Below are 20,457 nucleotides of genomic sequence, written 5' to 3' on the forward strand. Positions count from 1 at the left end.
AAGCAGCAAGCGCATGCAACTTGAAGTATTACGAGGATATAAAATTCCTGAAACCTTAACCATCACCCTTAGTGGTGACTGTTGAAATAAGGGCAAAACGTCCGACGTCACGCGTTTTATGCTCTTATTTTATCCTGATGATAAAACGGCAATCTGGCAACTGGTATTGTCACCGGACTATCGGACATTCTTTTCATTTTAATAGGCAGCACGGCATCGTATGAGTCATCGTTTAACATCAAAAGATATTCTGGCATTGGGTTTCATGACCTTTGCTTTATTCGTCGGCGCTGGGAACATCATCTTCCCGCCAATGGTTGGTCTGCAATCCGGCGAACACGTCTGGATCGCTGCCATCGGATTCCTGATCACCGCTGTGGGGTTACCGGTCATTACCATGATTGCGTTGGCGCGCGTTGGCGGCGGCATTGACGCGCTAAGCACGCCGATTGGCCGCAGTGCTGGCCTGTTGCTGGCGACCCTCTGCTATCTGGCGGTAGGCCCATTGTTCGCCACCCCGCGCACCGCCACCGTATCCTTTGAAGTGGGTATTGCCCCGCTGATCGGTCATGGTGACATGCCCCTGTTTCTCTACAGCCTGGTGTACTTTGCGCTGGTGATCGGCATTTCCCTGTATCCAAACCGCCTAATCGACACCGTTGGTCATGTTTTGGCACCGCTAAAAATTGTGGCGCTGGCTGTTCTGGGTATCGCCGCGCTGCTATGGCCAGCGGGTACGCCGATCCCAGCAACTAACACTTATCAGACGATGGCTTTCTCCTCTGGCTTTGTTAACGGCTATCTAACCATGGACACCCTGGGTGCGCTGGTGTTTGGCATCGTCATCGTCAACGCCGCCCGTTCTCGCGGCGTAAAAGACACTGGTCTGCTGACGCGTTACACCATCCTGGCCGGATTGATCGCTGGTGTGGGTCTGACGCTGGTTTACCTGAGCCTGTTCAAACTGGGGTCGGGTAGCGGCGTATTAGTGCCTGAGGCCACCAACGGTGCGGTGATCCTGCATGCCTACGTTCAGAATACCTTCGGCAACTTAGGCAGCTTTTTCTTGGCAGCATTGATCTTTATCGCTTGTATAGTGACTGCGTTAGGTCTGACTTGTGCCTGCGCCGAGTTCTTCGCCCAATATCTGCCGTTCTCCTATAGAACGCTGGTATTTATATTAGGCTTGTTCTCGATGGTGGTATCCAATCTGGGTCTGAGCCATCTGATCCAAATCTCCATCCCAGTGCTGACGGCGATTTACCCACCGTGCATTGTGCTGGTGCTTCTGAGCTTTACCTTGGGCTGGTGGAACAACGCGCCGCGCATCATAACGATGGTGATATTGATCAGCTTGTTATTTGGTATCCTTGATGCAGTTAAGGCGTCCAGCCTCCAACACCTGCTGCCGACGTGGGCCCATCACCTGCCGCTGGCGGAGCAAGGGCTGGCCTGGTTGCTGCCTTCACTATTGATGTTAGTGCTGGTCGCGATTTATGATCGGGTGTGTATGCGTGAAAAAGTGACCACGTGCTAATAAACCCCCGGTTTAATCGAGGGCAATGGACTAATCAGTGGCTTTTTATGTTCCAAAATTATGGGTCATTTTATGCAACAACAGCCACCTCGTCCCTCTCCCGCCAATAAGTTGAAACCTGGTCTTAATTCGCGTCATATCCGCTTTATGGCGCCGGGTTGTTCTACGGATCGGCGACATTGTGGCCTTTATCATTATGCGTGCACTGGGTGAGATGTCGGTCAATAACCCGCAGGCCAGTTCTTTTTCCCGCTACGCGCAGGATTATCTCGGGCCGATGGCAGGGTATCTCACTGGTTGGACCTACTGCTTTGAAATCTTGATCGTTGCCATCGCCGATGTGACCGCATTCAGTATTTATATGGGGGTCTGGTTCCCTGAGGTGCCGCAATGGATCTGGGTGTTAGGTGTGGTGCTGATTATCAGGGCCATCAACCTGATTAGCGTTAAGGTGTTCGGTGAACTGGAGTTCTGGTTCTCGTTCTTTAAGGTTGCCACTATTACCATTATGATTGTTGCCGGTATCGGCACGATTATCTGGGGGATTGGCAACGGCGGGCAGCCAACGGGCATTCATAACCTTTGTTCTAACGGTGGCTTATTCAGCAACGGTTTTATCGGGATGATCTTTTCGCTGCAACTGGTGATGTTTGCCTACGGTGGCATCGAAATCATCGGTATTACCGCCGGTGAAGCTAAAGATCCGAAAAAATCGATCCCGCAGGCCATCAACTCGGTGCCGTGGCGTATTCTGGTGTTCTATGTCAGCACTCTGCTGGTCATCATATCGATTTATCCATGGAACAAAGTGGGCACCAATTGGTAGTCCGTTCGTGCTGACCTTCTAGCACATGGGCATCACCATGGCGGCGAGTATCCTTAACTTTGTGGTGATCACCGAGTCACTGTCGGCGATTAACAGTGATGTGTTCGGCATAGGCCGCATGTTGCATGGCATGGCCGAGCAAGGCAATGCGCCGAAGATGTTCAATAGAGTCTCCAAGAGGGGTATCCCGTGGGTGACGGTGATGTTGTTGGCGGTATATCTCAACTACATCATGCCGGAAAACGTGTTCCTGGTAATCGCTTCGCTGGCCACTTTTGCCGCCGTTTCGGTATGGATTATGATCCTGTCCTCACAGATCGCCTTCCGTCGCAGCCTGAGTAAAAAGTAGGTGAGCAATCTGGCGTTCCCACTAAGTGGCGGGGTATTTACCTCGATGATGGCGATTATCTTCCTGGCTTTTATCATCGGCCTGATCGGTTACTTTCCAACCACCCGCGTATCTTTATACGCCGGTTTGGTCTGGGTGATGGCGTTTCTGGTGGGTTATTACTTTAAAATCAACTACCAAAAGAAACGGGCGGTACTTGAGCAACCGCAGAACTGAAAACAGCGTATGGGGAATGCGGCATGCCGATGCTGGGTGTGTAGATTGCCGCTGCTTACCCCTTTTATATCAGTTTTTCGCTTGCCGCTACCCGGAGAATGTGAAGTGGAGCAACGACAAACGCGAGGAATTGACGCCTATTGCGCCTGGTAGGCCAATCTAGATCAGTTTGGCTGCGCCCCCACGGTGTTTGCTCAACCATCTTGTAGCCCATGTCCTTTAGGCGTTTGAGTGTGTCGGTATAAATGCAGCGTTTCTCGTAATACATCACATCCTGCAACCACTGGTGGTGGATGCGTGGCTCATCTACTACTTCCTGTGGTGCCATGCCGTGGTCGATCACGTTCAGCGCTGTTTGCAGGGTAATGGTGATTATACGTGAACCGCCCGGTGAACCTACCACCATAAACATTTTATTGTCTTTGGTCACCAGTGTTGGGGTCATTGACGATAGTGGGTGCTTACCGGGGGCAATACTGTTGACGGTACCCTGAATCAGCCCGTAGAAGTTCTTCTCGCCAACCAATAAAGTCATCTATCTTCGTCATTGAGCAGGAAGCCAGTGCATGGGGCAACCACTACCGGGCCAAAGCGGCCATTGACAGTGTAAGTTGTAGAGACTGCATTACCCTCATGATCGATGATCGAATAGTGGGTAGTCTCTGGCTTTTCATGCGTTGCTACGCGTAAAAGCACGTTTTCAGACGTCGTGGCTTTGTTCGCAAAGATTTTCTTGCGTATTTCTGCGGCATAGTCCTTGCTGGTCAGCCGATCAATCGGGTGCTTGATTAATGCCGAGTCGCCGAGGTAGGTCTTGCGATCCATGTAAGCGTGGCGCATCGCTTCGGTCATGGTAATGGATGGCCGCCGCAGAGTTGAAGTACATACTTTTCAGATCGTAACCTTCCAGATTTCGCACAGCGTGACGCTGCCAGCGCTTGGCAAGGGCGCTGAGATAAACTTATAGTCCCGGTAGCTGCAAGTGATAGGCGGCGTTTCAGTCACCTTATAATTGGCGAAATCAGCCGCCGTCAGAATACCGCCGCCCTGTTTGGCCGCCGCTGCCACTGCCTGCGGGATTTTGCCTTTGTAAAATGCATCCGTGCCGTCTTTGGCGATGGCTGACAGCGTATTGGCCAGATCGCGCTGTACCAAGCGATCGCCCTGCTGCAATGGCGTGCCGTCTGGGCGTAGGAAGATCTTGGTGGACTCAGGATTCAGGATCTTGTTTGAAACGTGCGATGGTGGTGTCGAGGACATCGGTGTCGGCGCGGGTCAGCACAAAGCCTTCGCGCGCCAGTTTGATCGCCGGTGATAACAACTGCTGGCGGCTCAGCTTACCGTATTTCTCGCGTGCAGTTTCCATACCTAGCACCGTGCCTGGTACAGCTACTGCCAGATAGCCGTATAGACTGGTATCTTTCTTCACCTTGCCGGCAGCGTTCAGATACATTTGGGCGCTAGCCGCCGCCGGCGCGACTTCACGGAAGTTAATAAAGGTATCGGTACCGTGGGCAAGGTGGATGGTCATAAAGCCGCCTCCGCCGATATTGCCGCCCATTTTTAGGATGTCGGCACGGATTCTGTGAGGGCCAGGTGCTGTGAGATTACCACTATGCTATTTTGGGCTTCTACAGCCGGATTAGAAGCCGCATGCAGGCTACTGCTGGCTAGCAATAGTACCGCGGTCATTGGTTTTCCCCATTTCTGTAAAAACATAGTTCCCCTTACCCTGTAAATTTTTTGGTATTTGCTTTGCTTGCAAAGAGCAACAAGCCTGTGTTGTTATGCATCTTGATAATAGATACCGATAAGGAGAGAGTAGTAGAGTAACCAGGCTGAGAAATGTGAGCGGAAACGAGGAAATAAGGCCCACATTGTGGGCGGGATCTAAAAAGGATAAAAAACCGGCTACATGAGCCGGCTGATTCACTTGCAGATTAAAATTACAGATTAGCAGCGTTCTCGGATAGGTATTTAGCGACACCGCCTGGAGATGCGCTCATACCTGCTTTGCCTTTTTCCCACTGAGCCGGGCACACTTCGCTGTGTTTCTCGTGGAATTGCAGTGCGTCAACGGTACGCAGCATTTCGTCGATGTTACGGCCGATTGGCAGGTCGTTGACAACCTGCGCGCGTACCACACCGTCTTTGTCGATTAGGAAGGAACCGCGCAGCGCAACGCCAGCTTCTGGGTGTTCGATGCCGTAAGCTTGCTGAATTTCACGCTTAATGTCAGCAACCATTGCGTATTTCACTTCACCGATGCCGCCGTTTTCGACTGGGGTTTTACGCCATGCGTTATGGACGAACTCTGAATCGAATGAAACGCCAACCACTTCAACGCCACGCTTCTGGAACTCTTCATAGCGGTGATCGAAAGCGATCAGCTCAGAAGGACATACGAAGGTGAAGTCCATCGGCCAGAAGAACAGGACCGCCGGCTTGCCGCTCAGGTGCTTCTTTAGGTTGAAGTTTTCAACAATTTCGCCGCTGCCTAATACGGCAGCAGCAGTAAAATCAGGGGCTTGACGAGTTACCAGAACCATAATGACTCCTGTAAAAGTTGTTAAGTGGTTGAGAGAAAAAGCACTGGCCAGTATAAGAGCCGCAACTGGGTGGATAACAGTAAAACACCCATTGATGAGATAGGTTTTACCTATTAAATCCGTATATTAAATTTATAAAAAATCAAAATAACTTTTTCCTAAAAAAGGGCAAGTATAAAAAATATTTTCTTGAAAAGCGCCGCAATCTCAGTTAGTTGAACTTGACTTTACAGCTTTTTGTCTTTCGCCTGTTGCATCATCTGTGGGTAAAACTGCCAAAAGTGTGTTTCAAGTTGAGGGTAATGGCGTTCGATGTCGGGTTCGATGTCGGCGAAGGATCCCGCCAACGCCGGCGAGGTATGGGCGGCGGGTAGCCATACTTTGCAACACTTTGGCGATAAATGGTAATTTGGCATAGCGTTCTAGCCAGCGTTCTGGCCACAGGTAGCGGTTTAGGTTCTGAAAGCGCGGCGGCGTCAGCGGCAGGTACGGCACAATTTGGCTACGCGCCTGCTGGGTGAAACTGTGCAGGCTGCTTAATGGTTCCAACTGTTGCCAGTGGCGCGCCAGAAAGTGATCCCAGACGAGGTCAAGGGTGATCGGTGCAACGCGGCGATGTTGGCCGCTGAAGTAGTCTCGGCAGGTTTTCACCTGCGGCAGGCTTTCGGCCAGCACATCGACACGGCCGTGCATCATGATGCCGGCCACCACATTAGGCGCATATTCGCCCGCCGGGTTGCCGCGCACGAAATCCGCTAGCAGATTGCCTAGCAAAGAGCTTTGCGCCAACATGGCCAAATGGAGATGAGCGAGAAAATTCATCCCGCTACTATACCATAAATAATGGGCGTTGCACCAAGGCGTCAAACACTGGCCCGCAGGGATGGGGTTCGCTAACCCTGAGGAACTTACACGAAAAAGTGATTCGGGTGAGTGATAAATCTGCCAGGAACTGATTTGAATGCCGTAAAGCGTCAGGCTGTCCGTCAGGGGGAACCCGGGGATGGGTCGAATGACGTAGCCAACAAAGATGCGGTTTCAACCATGATGGGTAGATACCTTAAGTTAAGTGCCTAATAGGATAGGTTATAAGTACATCCTGCTTATTTCTTGCCGCTGACTGCCTACAGCTTTAGACTAGGCCGCCTATTTTTCATCGGCCATCTTATAGTGAAAAAGTGATTACCCATGCGCGTTGCCGATTTTTCGTTTGAACTCCCAGGTTCCCTTATTGCCCGCTATCCGCAGCCTGCACGCAGCAGTTGCCGCTTATTGCAACTGGATGGGACGAGTGGTGAACTGACGCACGGTGTATTTACCGAGCTGCTGGACAAGCTGGAAGCTGGCGATCTGCTGGTGTTTAACAATACCCGGGTGATCCCGGCGCGTATATTTGGCCACAAGGCCAGCGGCGGCAAGGTAGAAGTGCTGGTGGAGCGCGTGCTCGACGATCACCGCGTGTTGGCGCACGTTCGCGCCTCCAAGGCACCGAAGCCGGGTGCCGAACTGCTGTTGGGTGATGACGAAAGCATCGCTGCCACCATAGTGGCACGTCACGACACACTGTTTGAGCTGCTTTTTAATGATAATCGTGATGTATTTAGCGTTCTCAATGCCGTTGGTCATATGCCGCTGCCGCCGTATATCGATCGCCTGGACGAGGACGCCGACCGCGAGCTGTATCAGACGATTTACAGTGAAAAACCGGGCGCTGTCGCCGCGCCGACTGCTGGCCTGCACTTCGACGAACTGCTGTTGGCTGCGCTTCACGCGAAAGGCATTAAGATGGCCTTTGTTACCTTGCATGTTGGTGCTGGCACTTTCCAGCCGGTGCGTGTGGAGACCATTGAAGCGCATGTGATGCATGCGGAATACACCGAGGTATCGCAGGAGGTAGTTGATTCAGTGCTGGACTGTAAAGCACGCGGCAAACGCGTGGTGGCGGTGGGCACCACCTCGGTGCGCTCGCTGGAAAGTGCCGCCAATGCCAGCAAGCCTGCGCTGATTGCCCCATTCTTCGGCGATACCCGCATCTTTATCACTCCAGGCTATCGCTATCAGGTGGTTGACGGGCTAGTGACCAATTTTCATTTGCCGGAATCGACGCTGATCATGTTGGTTGCCGCTTTCGCTGGCTATAAAAACACCATGAACGCTTATCAACAGGCAGTAGCCGAGCAATACCGCTTCTTTAGTTACGGAGATGCAATGTTGATCAGCCGTAATCCGCAGGCGGAGCAAGAGCCCATTTGTGCAGATGCCCAATAGATTGCAAACTGTGACAAGGCACACCAGGTGCCAAGCGCTTACTCAAGTCAGTGACTGGCGGGAGAAGGTACCGCCAATATAGCAGCAGTTTGAGAAATGAAGGATAGGCATTCCTGCGCTACGCAAACGGTATGACCCTGTTTTAACGACATCAGACTGTTCCACAGATAACCCAGGCGTTACTGCCGCTGCACCTCCAGCATAAAATCTACCTGCGCCAGAGCATTGATATCCCGTGCAACACGCTGACCGACTGATGCGGTGCGCTGAGGACTCTGGCCGAAGCGTTGTACTGGGACTTGTTACAGCAAGCGGAGCTGTAGGAAGAAGCTGTAGGAAGATGAAACGCTGTTACTGTTGCTCAACCCCGATAAAGGTTACTTATGAGTGTACGTCAGTGCCCCGGCCCGCAGTGGTGTATGACTGTTAGCTGGGGCGCAGTGGCATCTATACCAAAGCGATGCTGAAAAACTGGCAGTGGGCGCTGGTCGTGGACGGGGATGCTGGCTACCGAGCATTATTCTACTAAGCTGGTGTGAAAGAAACGGGCTGCTGGGTCCATTTACGTCGGAAGTTCTTCGACCAGTGGCAGTCCGGTGGCGGAGACCGCATTAACAACTATCCACGAAATGTACAAACTGGGGCGTTGGATAAGGCAACGCCCGGCAGAACAACGACGACGTTGGCGTCAGCGTTATGCGAAACCGTGGCCGGCGACGTTTGAAAGCTGGTGGCAGTTGAAACAGCAGAAGACGGCATTTAACGCCTAGTACTGTGAGGCAAAACCTTCTCTGCGTGGTCGCCCACCACATTATTCCGATATGGCAATTACCAGCGTATTGATGCTGAAACAGATTTTCGGCCTGACACTTCGCGCCCTCCAGGGCTTCATCGACTCCATTGTCACACTGATTAAAGTGGCGTTGAACTGCCCGGACGACACCTGTATCAGTAAGCGGGCGAAGTCCGGCCATGTCCCGTTTAAAACCCCAACGCCGGGTGAAATTGCGCACCTCGTTATCGACTCTAGCGGGCTCAACGTGTTGGGTGAAGGCGAGTGGATGGCAAAAAAATACGGTCAGGAAAAACGGCGTATCTGGCGAAAACTGCATTTGGCCGTAGATACAGAAACGCATGAGGTCATCTGTGCTGACCTTTCCTTGAGCAATGTCACCGATACCGAAGCCTTCCCAGGTCTCATCCGCCAGAGGTACCGTAAAATCAAAGTCGCCTCGGCGGATCGGGCTTAGGATACGCGAGTGTTTGATGATGAGTTAAGGGGCAAGAAGCTCAAGGCGTTAATACCGCCCATAAGCTGAGCCCGTTATTGGTCGGCAGTATGCAGAAAGAAATCAAGCGGTGGTGCACCAGCGCCTTACCGGAGACAACACACGGTGGAAAAGTATCACAAGCTACCACCGACGTTCGATAGCGGCAACAGCGAGGTACAGAGTAAAATAGCTATTTGGTGGTCACCTGTCGCTGCGAGATTATGATGGGCAAGTTGCAGAGGCGCTGGCCATGATCTGTGCATTAAACAAGATGACGCTCGCCGGTATGCCAGAAAGTGTACGCCTTGCCTGAAAGCTGCCCATTCACGGGACTCTTTATTCCAAATCCGATTTATTCAACAACGCCTACAGGAAGTCGTGACGCTACTATTGACGCAATGAATCAAGCGCTGCCCCCTTTCGATTGATAATCTTTCCTCTCGTTCGGCATTTGCTTTTTTAACTTATCGTAGTTTTACAGTATGATTTAAAAGAAGGTATTTGATGGGAGCCGCTATGAAGCAAATTCGGGTGTTAGCCCAGTACTACGTTGATTTAATGGTGAAACTGGGGCTGGTGCATTTTTCGCTGCTATTGGCTTCGGCACTGGTGATGCTGGCGATGCTGGTACAGATGCTGGTGACCCTGCTGTTGAGCGGTGAAGTGGCAAGCATCGATGTAGTGCGCTCGGTCTTTTTCGGTCTGCTGATCACCCCTGGGCGGTCTACTTTCTGTCGGTAGTGGTCGAACAGCTTGAAGAGTCGCGGCAGCGGTTCGCGCGGATAGTGGATAAGCTAGAAGAGATGCGCCACCGCGACCTGGCATTGAATCAGCAGCTCAAGGACAATATCAGCCAACTAAATCAGGAGATCGCCAACCGTATTAAGGCGGAAGCCGGGCGTCTACAGGTAATGGAAAAGCTGACGGAAGAAATGGAGCAGCGTGAACTAGCTCAGGTTGAGCTAGGCCAACAGTTGGCGCTGCTGCGATCCTTCCTCGACGCTTCACCGGATCTGGTGTACTACCGCAACGAAAACAATGAGTTTTCCAGCTGCAACCGGGCGATGTAACTGCTAACCGGCAAGAGCGAAAAGCAGCTAATCGGCCTGACGCCGTTGGATTTTTACCGCCAGGAAATCGCTGAAAAGGTGATCGAGACCGACGAGAAAGTGTTCCGCCACAACGTCTCGCTGACTTATGAACAATGGCTGGTGTATCCAGATGGCCGCAAGGCGTTTTTCGAGCTGCGCAAAGTACCATTTTATGACCGGGTGGGAAAACGTCGTGGTCTAATGGGCTTCGGGCGCGATATTACTGAGCTTAAGCGCTATCAGGACGCACTGGAGAACGCCAGCAGGGACAAGACCACCTTTATCTCAACCATCAGCCATGCGTTACGTACGCCACTTAATGGCATTGTCGGCCTTAGCCGCATCCTACTCGATACTGAACTGAACGATAAACAGCTAAAATACCTAAAAACCATTCACGTCAGCGCCATTACACTCGGCAACATCTTCAACGACATTGTAGAAATAGATCAGCTTGAACGGCGCAAAGTACAGTTAGATAACCAGCCATTGGACTTTACGGGTTTTCTGGCGGATCTGGAGAATATCTCCGGCCTGCTGGCACAGCCGAAAGGGCTACATTTTATCATGGAACCGCAGCCATCCATGCCTCAACAGATTATCACTGATGGTACACGCCTGCGGCAGATCCTGTGTAATTTGATCGGTAATGCATGAAGTTCACCCGGCAGGGGCAGATCCTGGTGCGGATGCGGCACGAGGCACAAGAGGATCTGGTGTTCTAGGTAGAAGATTCGGGTATAGGTATTCCACAGGAAGAACAAGACAAAATCTTCGCCATGTATTATCAGGTAAAGGATCAGCACGGGGGGCGCTCGGCCACCGGTACTGGCATTGGGTTGGCGGTATATAAATGGTCGGCGCAGAGCATGGACGGTGATATTACCGTCAACAGTGTGCCAGGGCAGGGCTCTTGTTTCACCCTGCTTATCAAGGTACCGGTGGTGCAGGTGGCCGTGAACGAGGCACAGGTAGATGAAGTCCTACCGGCGCGGCATATTCTGCTGGTGGAATATATCGAACTGAACGTTATCGTAGCGCGCTCAGTGCTGGAGAAACTGGGCAACAGCGTGGAGGTGGCGATGGATGGTCACGCTGCGCTGGCGATGTTTAATCCCGACGAATTCGACCTAGTGCTATTGGATATTCAACTGCCGGATATGACCGGGTTGGATGTTGCCCGGAAGCTGCGCGAGCGCTATGCCGGGTGGTTAATGCCACCAGCGGTGACATTGACCACAAATGTACTCAAAGACAAACAAAATTATCTTGATGCGGGCATGGACGATGTGTTGAGTAAACCGCTATCGGTGGCTGCATTAACCCAGGTCATCAAACACTATTGGGTTCATCAACCTTCTCACACTATAAAGAAAACTGAGCACCAGGCGATGCAGATTAATGAGTCGTTACTTGATACCGCAATGCTGGAGCAGTATCTGGATCTGGTGGGGCCACAGCTCATTCACCAAAGCTTGGCGATATTTGAGCAAATGATGCCGGGCTATCTGGCAGTGTTGGATTCCAATATGACCGCGCGCGATCAAAAAGGCATCACCGAGGAAGGGCACAAGATCAAAGGTGCTGCTGGTTCGGTCGGCTTAAATCATCTGCAACAGTTAGCGCAGCAGACCCAAACGCCTACGCTGCCAGCATGGTGGAATAACGTGCAAGACTAGGTTGACGAGTTGAAACAAGAGTGGCGTAACGACGTGCAAGTGTTGCGTACATGGGTGGAGAACGCTGAAAAAATAGCCCCGGCCCAAGCCAGGGTGCGCGAATATTGCGCCAACACCAGGGAAATCATCAACCTGCGCATGGGTGTTCAGTGTTATGCCCAGGCAGGTTAAGGTTGTATAAAATTCGTACACATTATACAACTAATAACATTAAAAATGTAAGTTTTCTTGTTAGAAGTTAGAAGATTTCTTAAAATATGTGATGGGGCGGCTGGTCCTCCAGCGGCATCGCCCATTTCTGCGGGGCACGTCCCTGCCGACTTTATCGGTGATGGCGCTCAGATAATAGGGTGATAATTTAACTGTGCCTCGTTATGGCACCACAATCCTTAACCCCAGTGAGAGTTCGATACCCGGCTGTATGCACAATAAGTTGCGGCGTGATAATCTAAATTTTTAGCAACTGGCAACTGGGGTTAGCCATGATTCGCTTTGCTGTCGTCGGCACCAACTGGGTTAAGGAACGTTTTATTGATGCTGCCCATGAAAGCGGCAAACTGACGTTGAGTGCCGTTTATTCGCGGCGGCTGGAGGGGAGGGTGCTGGGTGCCAACTATCATCTTGACTTGTTTTTCGATGATCTTGCGGCGCTAGCATCGATCCGATGCTATTGATGCGGTGTATATCGCTAGCCCAGCTCGATAGGGGCACGGACGGCCACGTCTGCCTCAACTACGGAGATTTTGATGTGATCTTTTCCCCCTCAAAGGTCAGTAATTCGAACATCCCAAGTGAGAGCCACGGGGAAGAAGGCACGTGAATGATCGATAAAATCTCAGAATTCCAGGGGGGGGATGTTAATCCCGCGTGGTGGCAACCGCCAGGATCTGACCTTGCCACCGCATATCAACACCCTGTTATACGAGGCGCAAGCCCTCGCCGACCTGGTCGAAACAAATCAGGTGGAGCATCAGAGGCTGAAGAACTCGCTGATTGTTGCCCGCCTGTTAACTGAAATCTGCCGTCAGACTACTGTGGTGTTCCCGGCAAGCCGGAACTGATAGAGCTGCTGTTATTGCCATATGCCGGAAGTGATTCGATCGCTAACAATCCGCTGGTGCAGGTTGACAGAATCAGCAGTGAAAATCAGTCAAAAGTCGTTTGGTTATGTCAGATAATGTAAAATCCGCTGAATCGATACAACAACCGCCGTTTGCTAGGGACTAATTCCCCATCGGCAAAGTAAATTTCTCTATTGCCAATAGTGCTATTTTGGTAGAGTTAGGCCACATTTTTACCCATTGCTGCGGGGGAGAATGGGAAGACATGCGCGGGCTGCTAACCATGCTGACTGATCTGTTTTGCTGGATGGGTTCGATCTCCGGCCAAAAGCTATGTTCAGCATCATCCAAAACTATCCGCAGCGCATGGAGCCGCTGGTCATCGTTGGCGGATACGGTACTTTCCCCCTATGATCAGGTTTGTCAAACGCTGGCCGTAGAGCCGTGTCGCACTGCCAATTACCGCTGCTGGTCGCTGTCCAATGGCTTCCGATCGCAACCCTTGGCCACCGTTTCCCTACCATTCTCTGCCCAATGGTCGGACACTGCACGCCCCCACAGGTTAGGCGGCTGGAAAGAAAGTCATATGCTTGCATGCTGTTTTATCACCCTTGACTCGGTATTGCACCGATAGAACCCACTAAAAAGCTACGCTGTTTCAGCGTTATCAGCACAGGATCAGGAGCGCCGCACGCTTCCCCCAACGCCCGCTGACACCCAGGCCCACAATGACGTTTTAGGAACACCGAATGGACATCATTAAAGAACTGTTACATGCCTTATGGCAGCAGGATTTTGATACGCTGGCGAACTCTTCACTAGTGTGGACCCTTTATGCCCTATTATTTATGATCCTGTTTTTGGAAAATGGCCTGTTGCCAGCCGCCTTCCTGCCGGGTGATAGCCTGCTATTTCTGGTGGGCGTTTTGATCGCCAAAGGCACCATGAATTTCCCGCTGACCATTCTGATCCTAACCGTCGCCGCCAGCCTGGGGTGCTGGGTTAGTTACATACAGGGTAAATGGCTCGGCAATACGCGAACGGTGCAAGGTTGGCTGTCGCATTTGCCTACTCATTATCACCAACGGGCGCATCAATTGTTCCACCGCCATGGCCTTTCCGCCTTACTGGTTTGCCGCTTCTTGGCGTTTATCCGCACACTGTTGCCGACCATTGCTGGCCTCTCTGGCTTGAGCAACGCGCGCTTCCAATTTTTTAACTGGATGAGCGGCCTGCTGTGGGTGCTCATCCTGACCTCACTTGGTTTCGCGTTGGGTAAAACCGCGGTATTCCGCAAATATGAAGACCAACTGATGTTCTGTCTGATGCTGCTGCCACTGGTATTGCTGGTGATCGGGTTGGTTGGCTCGCTGATCGTGCTGTGGCGCAAAAAGCGCGCAGACAGCCATAACCAGGCGTTGTTGAATAAATCGGATTTGGAATAAAGAGTCCCCTGAATGGGCATCTTTCAGGCATACCGGCGAGCGTCATCTTGTTTAATGCACAGATGATGGCCAGCGCCTCTGCCACTTGCCCATCATAATCTCGCAGCGACAGGTGACCACCAAATAGCTGTTTTACTCTGTACCTCGCTGTTGCCGCTATCGAACGTCGGTGGTAGCCTGTGATACTTTTCCACCGTGTGTTGTCTCCGGTAACGCGCTGGTGCACCACCGCTTGATTTCGCTCTGCATAGTCTGCCGACCCATAACGGGCTCCGCTTTTAGGCGGTATTAACGCCTTGAGCTTCTTGCCCCTTAACTCATCATCACACACTCGCGTATCCTAAGCCCGATCCGCCGAGGCGACTTTGATTTTACGGTACCTCTGGCGGATGAGACCTGGGAAGGCTTCGGTATCGGTGACATTGCTCAAGGAAAGGTCAGCACAGATGACCTCATTTGTTTCTGTATCTACGGCCAAATGCAATTTTCGCCAGATCCGCCGTTTTTCCTGACCGTATTTTTTTACTTTCCACTCCCCTTCACCCAACACGTTGAGCCCGCTAGAGTCGATAACGAGGTGCGCAATTTCACCCGGCGTTGGGGTTTTAAACGGGAAACGGGACATGGCCGGACTTTGCCCGCTTACTGATGCAGGTGTCGTCCGGGCAGTTCAACGGCACTTTGATCAGTGTGACAATGGAGTCGACGAAGCCCTGGAGGGCGCGAAGTGTCAGGCCGAAAATCCGTTTCAGCATCAATACGCTGGTGATTGCCATATCGGAATAATATGGTGGGCGACCACGCAGAGGAGGTTTTGCCTCGCAGTACCAGGCGTGAAGTGCCGTTTCATCCACCGAGAAAGTGAGTGAACCCCGAGTGATAAGGGCATTGTTGTAATCCTTCCAGTTGGTGTTGTTTAACTTTTGCTGGGCCACGGAATGTCGCTATTTTGACAGAAGGAGAGTGATCTGATCCGCGTGCCGGCCAAAAGTTCGATTTATTCAACAACGCCCGTGTGCACTTCAACCTGAATAAGTACACCTTTAAGTACACGCTGAACATGCGCTGTAGTGATACATCATAAGACTATATAAAACAAAAAAGGCCATGATTTATAATGGCCTTTTTATCCTGACGAGAATTAGTGAGACAAAGCGAGATCGCGTGAAACGTTATTCGATATTCTGAATCTGTTCGCGCATTTGCTCGATTAGAACCTTCAGCTCAATGGCTGAGGTGGTGACATCAGCATTGATCGATTTGGAAGCCAGCGTGTTCGATTCGCGGTTGAACTCCTGCATCATAAAGTCGAGGCGACGGCCTACGGCTTCTTTTTTCTTCAGGATGTTGAGCGTTTCCTTCACGTGCGCTTCCAGGCGATCCAGCTCTTCGGCAACATCAATGCGCTGTGCCATCAGCACTAGCTCTTGCTCCAGGCGGGTGTTTTCCAACTGCACTTGGGCTTCTTCCAGCTTGCTGACCAACCGCTCACGTTGCCACTGTAAAATGTTTGGCATCTGGGTGCGCACTTTGATCACTTCAGCACTGACACCATTGAGGCGTTGTTCGATTAAGGCTTTTAGCTCGGTGCCTTCTCTCTCGCGCACAGTGATGAAGTCATCCAGTGCGCCGTCCAACGCCTGCATCAACTCGCCGCTGATGGCGTCCAGATCTTGCTCCGCAGAGGACATCACGCCTGGCCAGCGCAGCACGTCGATCGGGTCGATTTCCCCTTCGTCGCTCTGCATTTTCACCCAATTGGCTGCTTCGACTAGTTGCTTAGCCAGTTTTTCGTTCAAGCTCATTAAGCTTTGTGAGCTCGGATCCAGCTCGAAGCGCAGATTGCACTCCACTTTGCCACGGGTCAAACGGCCACGGATACGTTCCCGGATCACCGGCTCTAGGCTGCGAAATTGTTCTGGCAGGCGGATATAGGTTTCTAAGTAGCGCTGGTTCACGGAACGCAGTTCCCATGCCGCGCTGCCCCATTCGCCCTTGATTTCACACCTGGCATAGGCAGTCATACTACGGATCATTGTTGTACCCAATAAAAAAGATGAAGCGATTATAACGTTGCCGCTGCGGGTAGGATAGGCATTACGTCATCAAGCCCGTATTACGTCATAAAGCCCGTATAATGTGCAGCCAACAGTTGATTTGAAGCCGGAGAAAGCCCATGCGCCCTGTAGGCAGAGCACCACAACACGTTCGCCCACTGACATTGACCCGTCACTATACCAAACATGCTGAAGGCTCCGTGCTAGTTGAGTTTGGCGATACCAAAGTTTTGTGCACCGCCACGGTGGAGGAGGGCGTGCCACGCTTCCTGAAAGGCCTGGGCCAGGGGTGGATCACCGCTGAATACAGCATGTTGCCGCGCTCCACTCACAGCCGTAATGTGCGCGAAGCTGCCAAAGGCAAACAGGGTGGTCGTACACTAGAAATTCAACGCCTGATCGCCCGTTCGTTACGCGCCGTAGTGGATCTGAAAAAGCTGGGTGAGTTTACCATCATCCTCGACTGTGATGTATTACAGGCTGATGGTGGCACTCGCACCGCTTCCATTTCTGGGACCTGCGTTGCGCTGATTGATGCGCTGAATGCACTGGTCGCTAACGGCAAACTGAAAGCTAACCCGATGAAGGGTTTGGTGGCGGCGGTTTACGTTGGCATCCTCAACGGTGAAGCGCTATGCGATTTGGAGTACGTTGAAGACTCCGCCGCCGAGACCGACATGAACGTGGTGATGATGGAAGATGGCCGGATGATCGACGTGCAAGGCACCGCCGAAGGTGAGCCGTTTAGCCACGATGAACTAATGGCATTATTGACACTGGCTCGGGGGGGCATCGAGACCATCTTCCAGGCGCAGAAAGCGGCGCTGGCGGGCTGATTGTTTAAGGCGACTGAGAAGTCGCTTTTTTATGTTCGTTTTTCGGGCGGCGTTACTAACTAAGACGTAAGGACCAGACGAGGAGAAGCAGTAATAAAAGCCTATCAGCGCCAATTTATCGAGTTCGCGCTTAACAAGCAAGTATTGAAATTCGGTGAATTCACCTTGAAATCCGGCCGGATAAGCCCGTATTTCTTTAATGCTGGCCTGTTTAATACCGGGCGTGATCTCGCGTTGTTAGGGCGCTTTTATGCCGAAGCGCTGATGGATTCTGGCATAGATTTCGATCTGCTGTTTGGCCCAGCCTACAAAGGCATTCCGATCGCCACCACCACGGCGGCGGAACTAGCGGAGCATCACGAGCGCGACGTGCCTTACTGCTTCAATCGTAAGGAAGCCAAAACCCATGGCGAAGGCGGTAACTTGGTAGGTAGCGCGCTGCATGGCCGCGTGCTGCTGTGGACGATGTGATTACCGCTGGCACTGCGATCCGTTAATCGATGGAGATCATTGGTGCTAGCGGTGCCACACTGGCCGGTGTGCTGATTGCTCTCGACCTTCAGGAACATGGTCGTGACGATATTTCCGCTATTCAGGAAGTTAAATGCGACTATCACTGCGAGGTGATCGCGATCGTGACGCTGAAGGATTTGATTACTTATCTGGAAGAAAAACCTGAAATGGCGGATCACCTAGCGGCGGTGCGTACCTATCGCGAATAGTTCGGGGTTTCAGTAACAGTGACGGGCGGGTAGCCCGGCGTCATGTTTATTGCAATTGCGCCGCTAACAGCGGCCAGCGGATATCGAATTCCTGCGTTGGGCGGTAGCTGCACTCAGAACGCACATAGCGCGACAGCATACCTTCGCAGCATGCCAGCAGTTGGCTGGCCAGCAGCTTTTCATCGACGTTAAAGCTTTTGCCTTCTCATAGCTTGCGTTCTTTCAACACTTGGCGCAGTTGCGCCTCAATGCGTTCGAATAGCTGATTGATGCGGCCTTGCAGACGATCCTGTTCAAACATTAGCGCGTGGCCGGTCATGATACGCGTCAATACCTGGGTTGCATTCCGCAAAACCCAGAGCCAGCAGCAGGATCAGGCGCAGACGGTTAAACGTCTCTTTCTCGTCTTGCAAAATTAAGTTGATGCGTGTTGTCAGGCTGTCTTCAATAAATTCGATCAGGCTGTCAAACATCCGCGTCTTGCTGGGAAAATGCCGGTACAGTGCCGCTTCAGAGACCCCCACATTAGCAACAAGCTTGGCGGTGGTGATACGCTGGCGACCGTCGCTGGATTCCAACATCTGGGCTAAAGCCTGCAATATTTCCTCGCGCCGATTCCTTTTGGTATTTTCCTTTTCTGCCATATCTGATTAGACCCTTACTAAAACTGCTCAACTGACGGAAACCCGCACACTGGCTGCAAAGATAACTCTATTATACAGCTTATGTGATAGCTTTTTTACGGTGCTGGGGTCTGCGGTCTTGACGACATTGGTTCTCCGCGCTGCCTGGTGTGCGCTTAATCATTGCCGAACAACTCTTACCCTAGCGCTGTTCTGGCAAGATTTTAGGCGACATTTCCTTGTCGGCCATCTTTTTCGCACCGAGTTTAGTGGCGGCCAGAGTGGCCAAAGCCGCCAGTACCGCGTTCGCTGCTGTCAAACTCTTCCACCAAGTTGAACTCAGCCTGCACCACCGGCACAAAGACCATCTGCGCAATACGCTCACCCGGTTCAATGATGAAGGGTGCCTGACCGCGATTCCAAACGGAAATCATCAACTGCCCCTGATAATCTGAGTCGATCAGGCCAACTAGGTTGCCCAACACCACGCCGTGCTTATGGCCGATGCCGGATCGTGGCAGTATCACCGCTGCCAAGTTGGCATCAGCGATATGAATTGCCAAACCGGTAGGTAGCAGCTTAGTTTCACCGGGCATCAGCGCCACCGTGCCTTCCATGCAGGCACGCAGATCTAGCCCGGCGGAACCCGGAGTAGCGTAGGTCGGTAGTAGGAAATCCTGACCAATACGAGGGTCAAGGATCTTAACGTCGATTTTTTTCATCATAACGGCTGAGTATCTCATCGATTAAACATTGACCAAGGCGTGTTTTGTCACTCAGCGAAAGGTGCTTTTCTCCACCCTGCCAAAAAAGGTGCAGCGCATTGGTGTTACTGTCGAACCCATGCTCTGCAAGCGATACATTATTAGCACAAATTAAATCCAGCTTCTTACACACCAGTTTTTGGTGTGCATATTCTTCCATATTCTGGGTTTCGGCGGCAAATCCTACGACAAAAGGTCGGTTTTCAGTCATTGCTGCCACACCGGCGACGATGTCGGGGTTTTTTACCATCTTGAGTACGAGTTCATTACCTTGTTTTTTGATTTTTTCATCGTCGATCTGTTCAGCACGATAATCGGCGACAGCAGCACAAGAAATGAAAATGTTCTGCTGAGCAGCGCGCTGTTGCACCGCCTGTTCCATCTCCAGTGCGCTGGTGACGTCCACACGGGTGACCCACGGCGGCGTTGGCAAGCTGACTGGCCCGGTAATCAACGTGACCTGCGCACCACGGGCAGCAGCCGTGCGGGCAATAGCAAAGCCCATTTTTCCGGAGCTGTGGTTGCTGATGAAGCGCACCGGATCCAGCGCTTCACGCGTGGGGCCAGCGGTGATCATAACTTGTAAATGTTGCAAATCATGCGGTGTGGAAAAATAGCCGTTCGCCAGATCGACGATTTCTTGTGGGTTGAGCATACGGCCCGGGCCGACATCGCCGCAGGCTTGTCTACCGCTATCTGGACCCCAGAGCAGCATACCGCGCGCTTGTAGCGTTTGCAGGTTGGCTTGGGTGGCGGCGGCGTGGTACATCTGCTGGTTCATGGCGGGAACGGCGGCAATGAGCGCTTTGGTGGCCAGACAGACGGTAGTCAGCAGATCATTGGCCATGCCGACGGTAATGCGCGCCAGCAGGTCAGCGGTCGCTGGTGCCAGAATTATCAGGTCAGCCCATTTGCCCAACTCAATATGGCCCATAGCGGCTTCAGCGGTAGGCTCCAGCAGATCGTCGTAAACGGGGTAGCCGGACACAGCCTGTAACGTCAGCGGCGTTATGAACGCCTTGGCGGCGTCGGTCATTGCCACCCGCACCTCCGCGCCTCCGTCGTGCAGGCGGCGCACCAACTCAGGGCATTTATACGCAGCAATACCGCCACTGATACCAAGCACAATATGTTTGCCGGAAAGTCCCGTTATCATCATGGTC

14 protein-coding genes and 9 pseudogenes are annotated in these 20,457 nt (G+C 52.1%); 12 read left to right on the forward strand and 11 right to left on the reverse strand.

Annotation, left to right across the window (positions count from 1 at the left end; all coding sequences use genetic code 11):
* The first annotated feature begins 220 nt into the window (after positions 1 to 220).
* Together brnQ and proY are read left to right on the forward strand one after the other, a co-directional pair.
* Positions 221 to 1,537 (forward strand): branched-chain amino acid transport system II carrier protein, encoded by a 1,317-nt coding sequence (gene brnQ, locus AACL06_RS08490; RefSeq protein ID WP_339036804.1) that lies wholly within the window; start codon positions 221 to 223, stop codon positions 1,535 to 1,537.
* A 72-nt stretch (positions 1,538 to 1,609) separates the two neighbouring features.
* Positions 1,610 to 2,928 (forward strand): annotated as a pseudogene (gene proY / locus AACL06_RS08495) (proline-specific permease ProY).
* A gap of 64 nt (positions 2,929 to 2,992) precedes the next feature.
* On the opposite strand, the gene AACL06_RS10690 reads toward proY, so the two are convergent.
* From AACL06_RS10690 to AACL06_RS08510, 5 genes and pseudogenes are all read right to left on the reverse strand, one after another.
* Positions 2,993 to 3,463, reverse strand: coding sequence for a gamma-glutamyltransferase (locus AACL06_RS10690; RefSeq protein WP_425336906.1), 471 nt, complete (start codon positions 3,461 to 3,463; stop codon positions 2,993 to 2,995).
* A pseudogene (locus AACL06_RS10695) lies at positions 3,460 to 4,188 on the reverse strand (gamma-glutamyltransferase). Before AACL06_RS10695 ends, AACL06_RS10690 begins: the two are co-directional and overlap by 4 nt.
* The gene (locus AACL06_RS10700; RefSeq protein ID WP_425336907.1) at positions 4,139 to 4,489 is read right to left on the reverse strand and encodes a gamma-glutamyltransferase; all 351 of its coding nucleotides are present in this window, start codon (positions 4,487 to 4,489) and stop codon (positions 4,139 to 4,141) included. Before AACL06_RS10700 ends, AACL06_RS10695 begins: the two are co-directional and overlap by 50 nt.
* Before the next feature lie 385 nt (positions 4,490 to 4,874).
* Positions 4,875 to 5,477, reverse strand: coding sequence for a peroxiredoxin C (locus AACL06_RS08505; RefSeq protein WP_339036806.1), 603 nt, complete (start codon positions 5,475 to 5,477; stop codon positions 4,875 to 4,877).
* A 227-nt stretch (positions 5,478 to 5,704) separates the two neighbouring features.
* Positions 5,705 to 6,299 (reverse strand): annotated as a pseudogene (locus AACL06_RS08510) (ACP phosphodiesterase).
* 366 nt (positions 6,300 to 6,665) lie between these two features.
* On the opposite strand from AACL06_RS08510, the gene queA reads away from it, so the two are divergent.
* The 8 genes and pseudogenes from queA (at position 6,666) to AACL06_RS08550 (ending at position 14,292) form a co-directional block, all read left to right on the forward strand.
* A complete protein-coding gene (queA, locus tag AACL06_RS08515) occupies positions 6,666 to 7,745 on the forward strand; it encodes a tRNA preQ1(34) S-adenosylmethionine ribosyltransferase-isomerase QueA (RefSeq protein ID WP_339036808.1) in 1,080 nt (359 codons plus the stop codon).
* 629 nt (positions 7,746 to 8,374) lie between these two features.
* On the forward strand, positions 8,375 to 8,515 hold the full coding sequence (locus tag AACL06_RS10705) for a hypothetical protein (protein ID WP_425336941.1): 141 nt from the start codon (positions 8,375 to 8,377) through the stop codon (positions 8,513 to 8,515).
* A pseudogene (locus AACL06_RS08520) lies at positions 8,516 to 9,329 on the forward strand (IS5 family transposase); the annotation flags it as partial. It lies immediately after the preceding gene.
* Complete coding sequence (locus AACL06_RS08525; protein WP_339036810.1) at positions 9,313 to 9,444, forward strand: hypothetical protein; 132 nt, start codon at positions 9,313 to 9,315, stop codon at positions 9,442 to 9,444. The pseudogene AACL06_RS08520 and the gene AACL06_RS08525, both read left to right, overlap by 17 nt.
* A gap of 88 nt (positions 9,445 to 9,532) precedes the next feature.
* A pseudogene (gene arcB, locus AACL06_RS08530) lies at positions 9,533 to 11,957 on the forward strand (aerobic respiration two-component sensor histidine kinase ArcB).
* A 311-nt stretch (positions 11,958 to 12,268) separates the two neighbouring features.
* Positions 12,269 to 12,847, forward strand: a pseudogene (locus tag AACL06_RS08540) (Gfo/Idh/MocA family oxidoreductase).
* Between the two features lie 211 nt (positions 12,848 to 13,058).
* Positions 13,059 to 13,481 (forward strand): hypothetical protein, encoded by a 423-nt coding sequence (locus tag AACL06_RS08545; protein WP_339036814.1) that lies wholly within the window; start codon positions 13,059 to 13,061, stop codon positions 13,479 to 13,481.
* A 115-nt stretch (positions 13,482 to 13,596) separates the two neighbouring features.
* Positions 13,597 to 14,292 carry a DedA family protein gene (locus AACL06_RS08550; RefSeq protein ID WP_339036816.1) on the forward strand — a complete coding sequence of 232 codons (696 nt, stop codon included), beginning with the start codon at positions 13,597 to 13,599 and terminating at the stop codon, positions 14,290 to 14,292.
* A 22-nt stretch (positions 14,293 to 14,314) separates the two neighbouring features.
* On the opposite strand, the pseudogene AACL06_RS08555 reads toward AACL06_RS08550, so the two are convergent.
* The 3 genes and pseudogenes from AACL06_RS08555 to AACL06_RS08565 all read right to left on the reverse strand — a co-directional run.
* Positions 14,315 to 15,173: pseudogene (locus AACL06_RS08555) on the reverse strand (IS5 family transposase); the annotation flags it as partial.
* Positions 15,139 to 15,300: a hypothetical protein gene (locus AACL06_RS08560; RefSeq protein WP_339036818.1), complete on the reverse strand. Its 162-nt coding sequence runs from the start codon at positions 15,298 to 15,300 to the stop codon at positions 15,139 to 15,141. The gene AACL06_RS08560 and the pseudogene AACL06_RS08555, both read right to left, overlap by 35 nt.
* Positions 15,301 to 15,464: 164 nt before the next feature.
* Positions 15,465 to 16,328 carry a YicC/YloC family endoribonuclease gene (locus tag AACL06_RS08565; protein WP_339036820.1) on the reverse strand — a complete coding sequence of 288 codons (864 nt, stop codon included), beginning with the start codon at positions 16,326 to 16,328 and terminating at the stop codon, positions 15,465 to 15,467.
* A 140-nt stretch (positions 16,329 to 16,468) separates the two neighbouring features.
* On the opposite strand from AACL06_RS08565, the gene rph reads away from it, so the two are divergent.
* Together rph and pyrE are read left to right on the forward strand one after the other, a co-directional pair.
* Positions 16,469 to 17,185: a ribonuclease PH gene (gene rph / locus AACL06_RS08570; protein WP_339036822.1), complete on the forward strand. Its 717-nt coding sequence runs from the start codon at positions 16,469 to 16,471 to the stop codon at positions 17,183 to 17,185.
* Positions 17,186 to 17,278: 93 nt separating this feature from the next.
* Positions 17,279 to 17,907, forward strand: a pseudogene (gene pyrE, locus AACL06_RS08575) (orotate phosphoribosyltransferase).
* Between the two features lie 46 nt (positions 17,908 to 17,953).
* Here the strand turns inward: pyrE and slmA are convergent.
* The 3 genes and pseudogenes from slmA to coaBC all read right to left on the reverse strand — a co-directional run bounded on the left by slmA (position 17,954) and on the right by coaBC (position 20,450).
* Positions 17,954 to 18,551 (reverse strand): annotated as a pseudogene (gene slmA / locus AACL06_RS08580) (nucleoid occlusion factor SlmA).
* A 245-nt stretch (positions 18,552 to 18,796) separates the two neighbouring features.
* Complete coding sequence (gene dut, locus AACL06_RS08585) at positions 18,797 to 19,255, reverse strand: dUTP diphosphatase (RefSeq protein WP_339036824.1); 459 nt, start codon at positions 19,253 to 19,255, stop codon at positions 18,797 to 18,799.
* Complete coding sequence (gene coaBC / locus AACL06_RS08590) at positions 19,233 to 20,450, reverse strand: bifunctional phosphopantothenoylcysteine decarboxylase/phosphopantothenate--cysteine ligase CoaBC (RefSeq protein WP_339038367.1); 1,218 nt, start codon at positions 20,448 to 20,450, stop codon at positions 19,233 to 19,235. The genes dut and coaBC overlap by 23 nt, the downstream gene beginning before the upstream one ends.
* Positions 20,451 to 20,457 lie beyond the last annotated feature (7 nt).

The organism is Serratia symbiotica (Periphyllus acericola), from assembly GCF_964019515.1.
GTDB lineage: Bacteria > Pseudomonadota > Gammaproteobacteria > Enterobacterales > Enterobacteriaceae > Serratia > Serratia symbiotica_D.

What these genes read in the sequence shown, in the direction of transcription:
- brnQ (WP_339036804.1), top strand. Translation starts at nt 221, where the DNA reads ATGAGTCATCGTTTAACATCAAAAGATATTCTGGCATTGGGTTTCATG.
- AACL06_RS10690 (WP_425336906.1), bottom strand. Translation starts at nt 3,463, where the DNA reads ATGACTTTATTGGTTGGCGAGAAGAACTTCTACGGGCTGATTCAGGGT.
- AACL06_RS10700 (WP_425336907.1), bottom strand. Translation starts at nt 4,489, where the DNA reads ATGGGCGGCAATATCGGCGGAGGCGGCTTTATGACCATCCACCTTGCC.
- AACL06_RS08505 (WP_339036806.1), bottom strand. Translation starts at nt 5,477, where the DNA reads ATGGTTCTGGTAACTCGTCAAGCCCCTGATTTTACTGCTGCTGCCGTA.
- queA (WP_339036808.1), top strand. Translation starts at nt 6,666, where the DNA reads ATGCGCGTTGCCGATTTTTCGTTTGAACTCCCAGGTTCCCTTATTGCC.
- AACL06_RS10705 (WP_425336941.1), top strand. Translation starts at nt 8,375, where the DNA reads ATGTACAAACTGGGGCGTTGGATAAGGCAACGCCCGGCAGAACAACGA.
- AACL06_RS08550 (WP_339036816.1), top strand. Translation starts at nt 13,597, where the DNA reads ATGGACATCATTAAAGAACTGTTACATGCCTTATGGCAGCAGGATTTT.
- AACL06_RS08565 (WP_339036820.1), bottom strand. Translation starts at nt 16,328, where the DNA reads ATGATCCGTAGTATGACTGCCTATGCCAGGTGTGAAATCAAGGGCGAA.
- rph (WP_339036822.1), top strand. Translation starts at nt 16,469, where the DNA reads ATGCGCCCTGTAGGCAGAGCACCACAACACGTTCGCCCACTGACATTG.
- dut (WP_339036824.1), bottom strand. Translation starts at nt 19,255, where the DNA reads ATGATGAAAAAAATCGACGTTAAGATCCTTGACCCTCGTATTGGTCAG.
- coaBC (WP_339038367.1), bottom strand. Translation starts at nt 20,450, where the DNA reads ATGATAACGGGACTTTCCGGCAAACATATTGTGCTTGGTATCAGTGGC.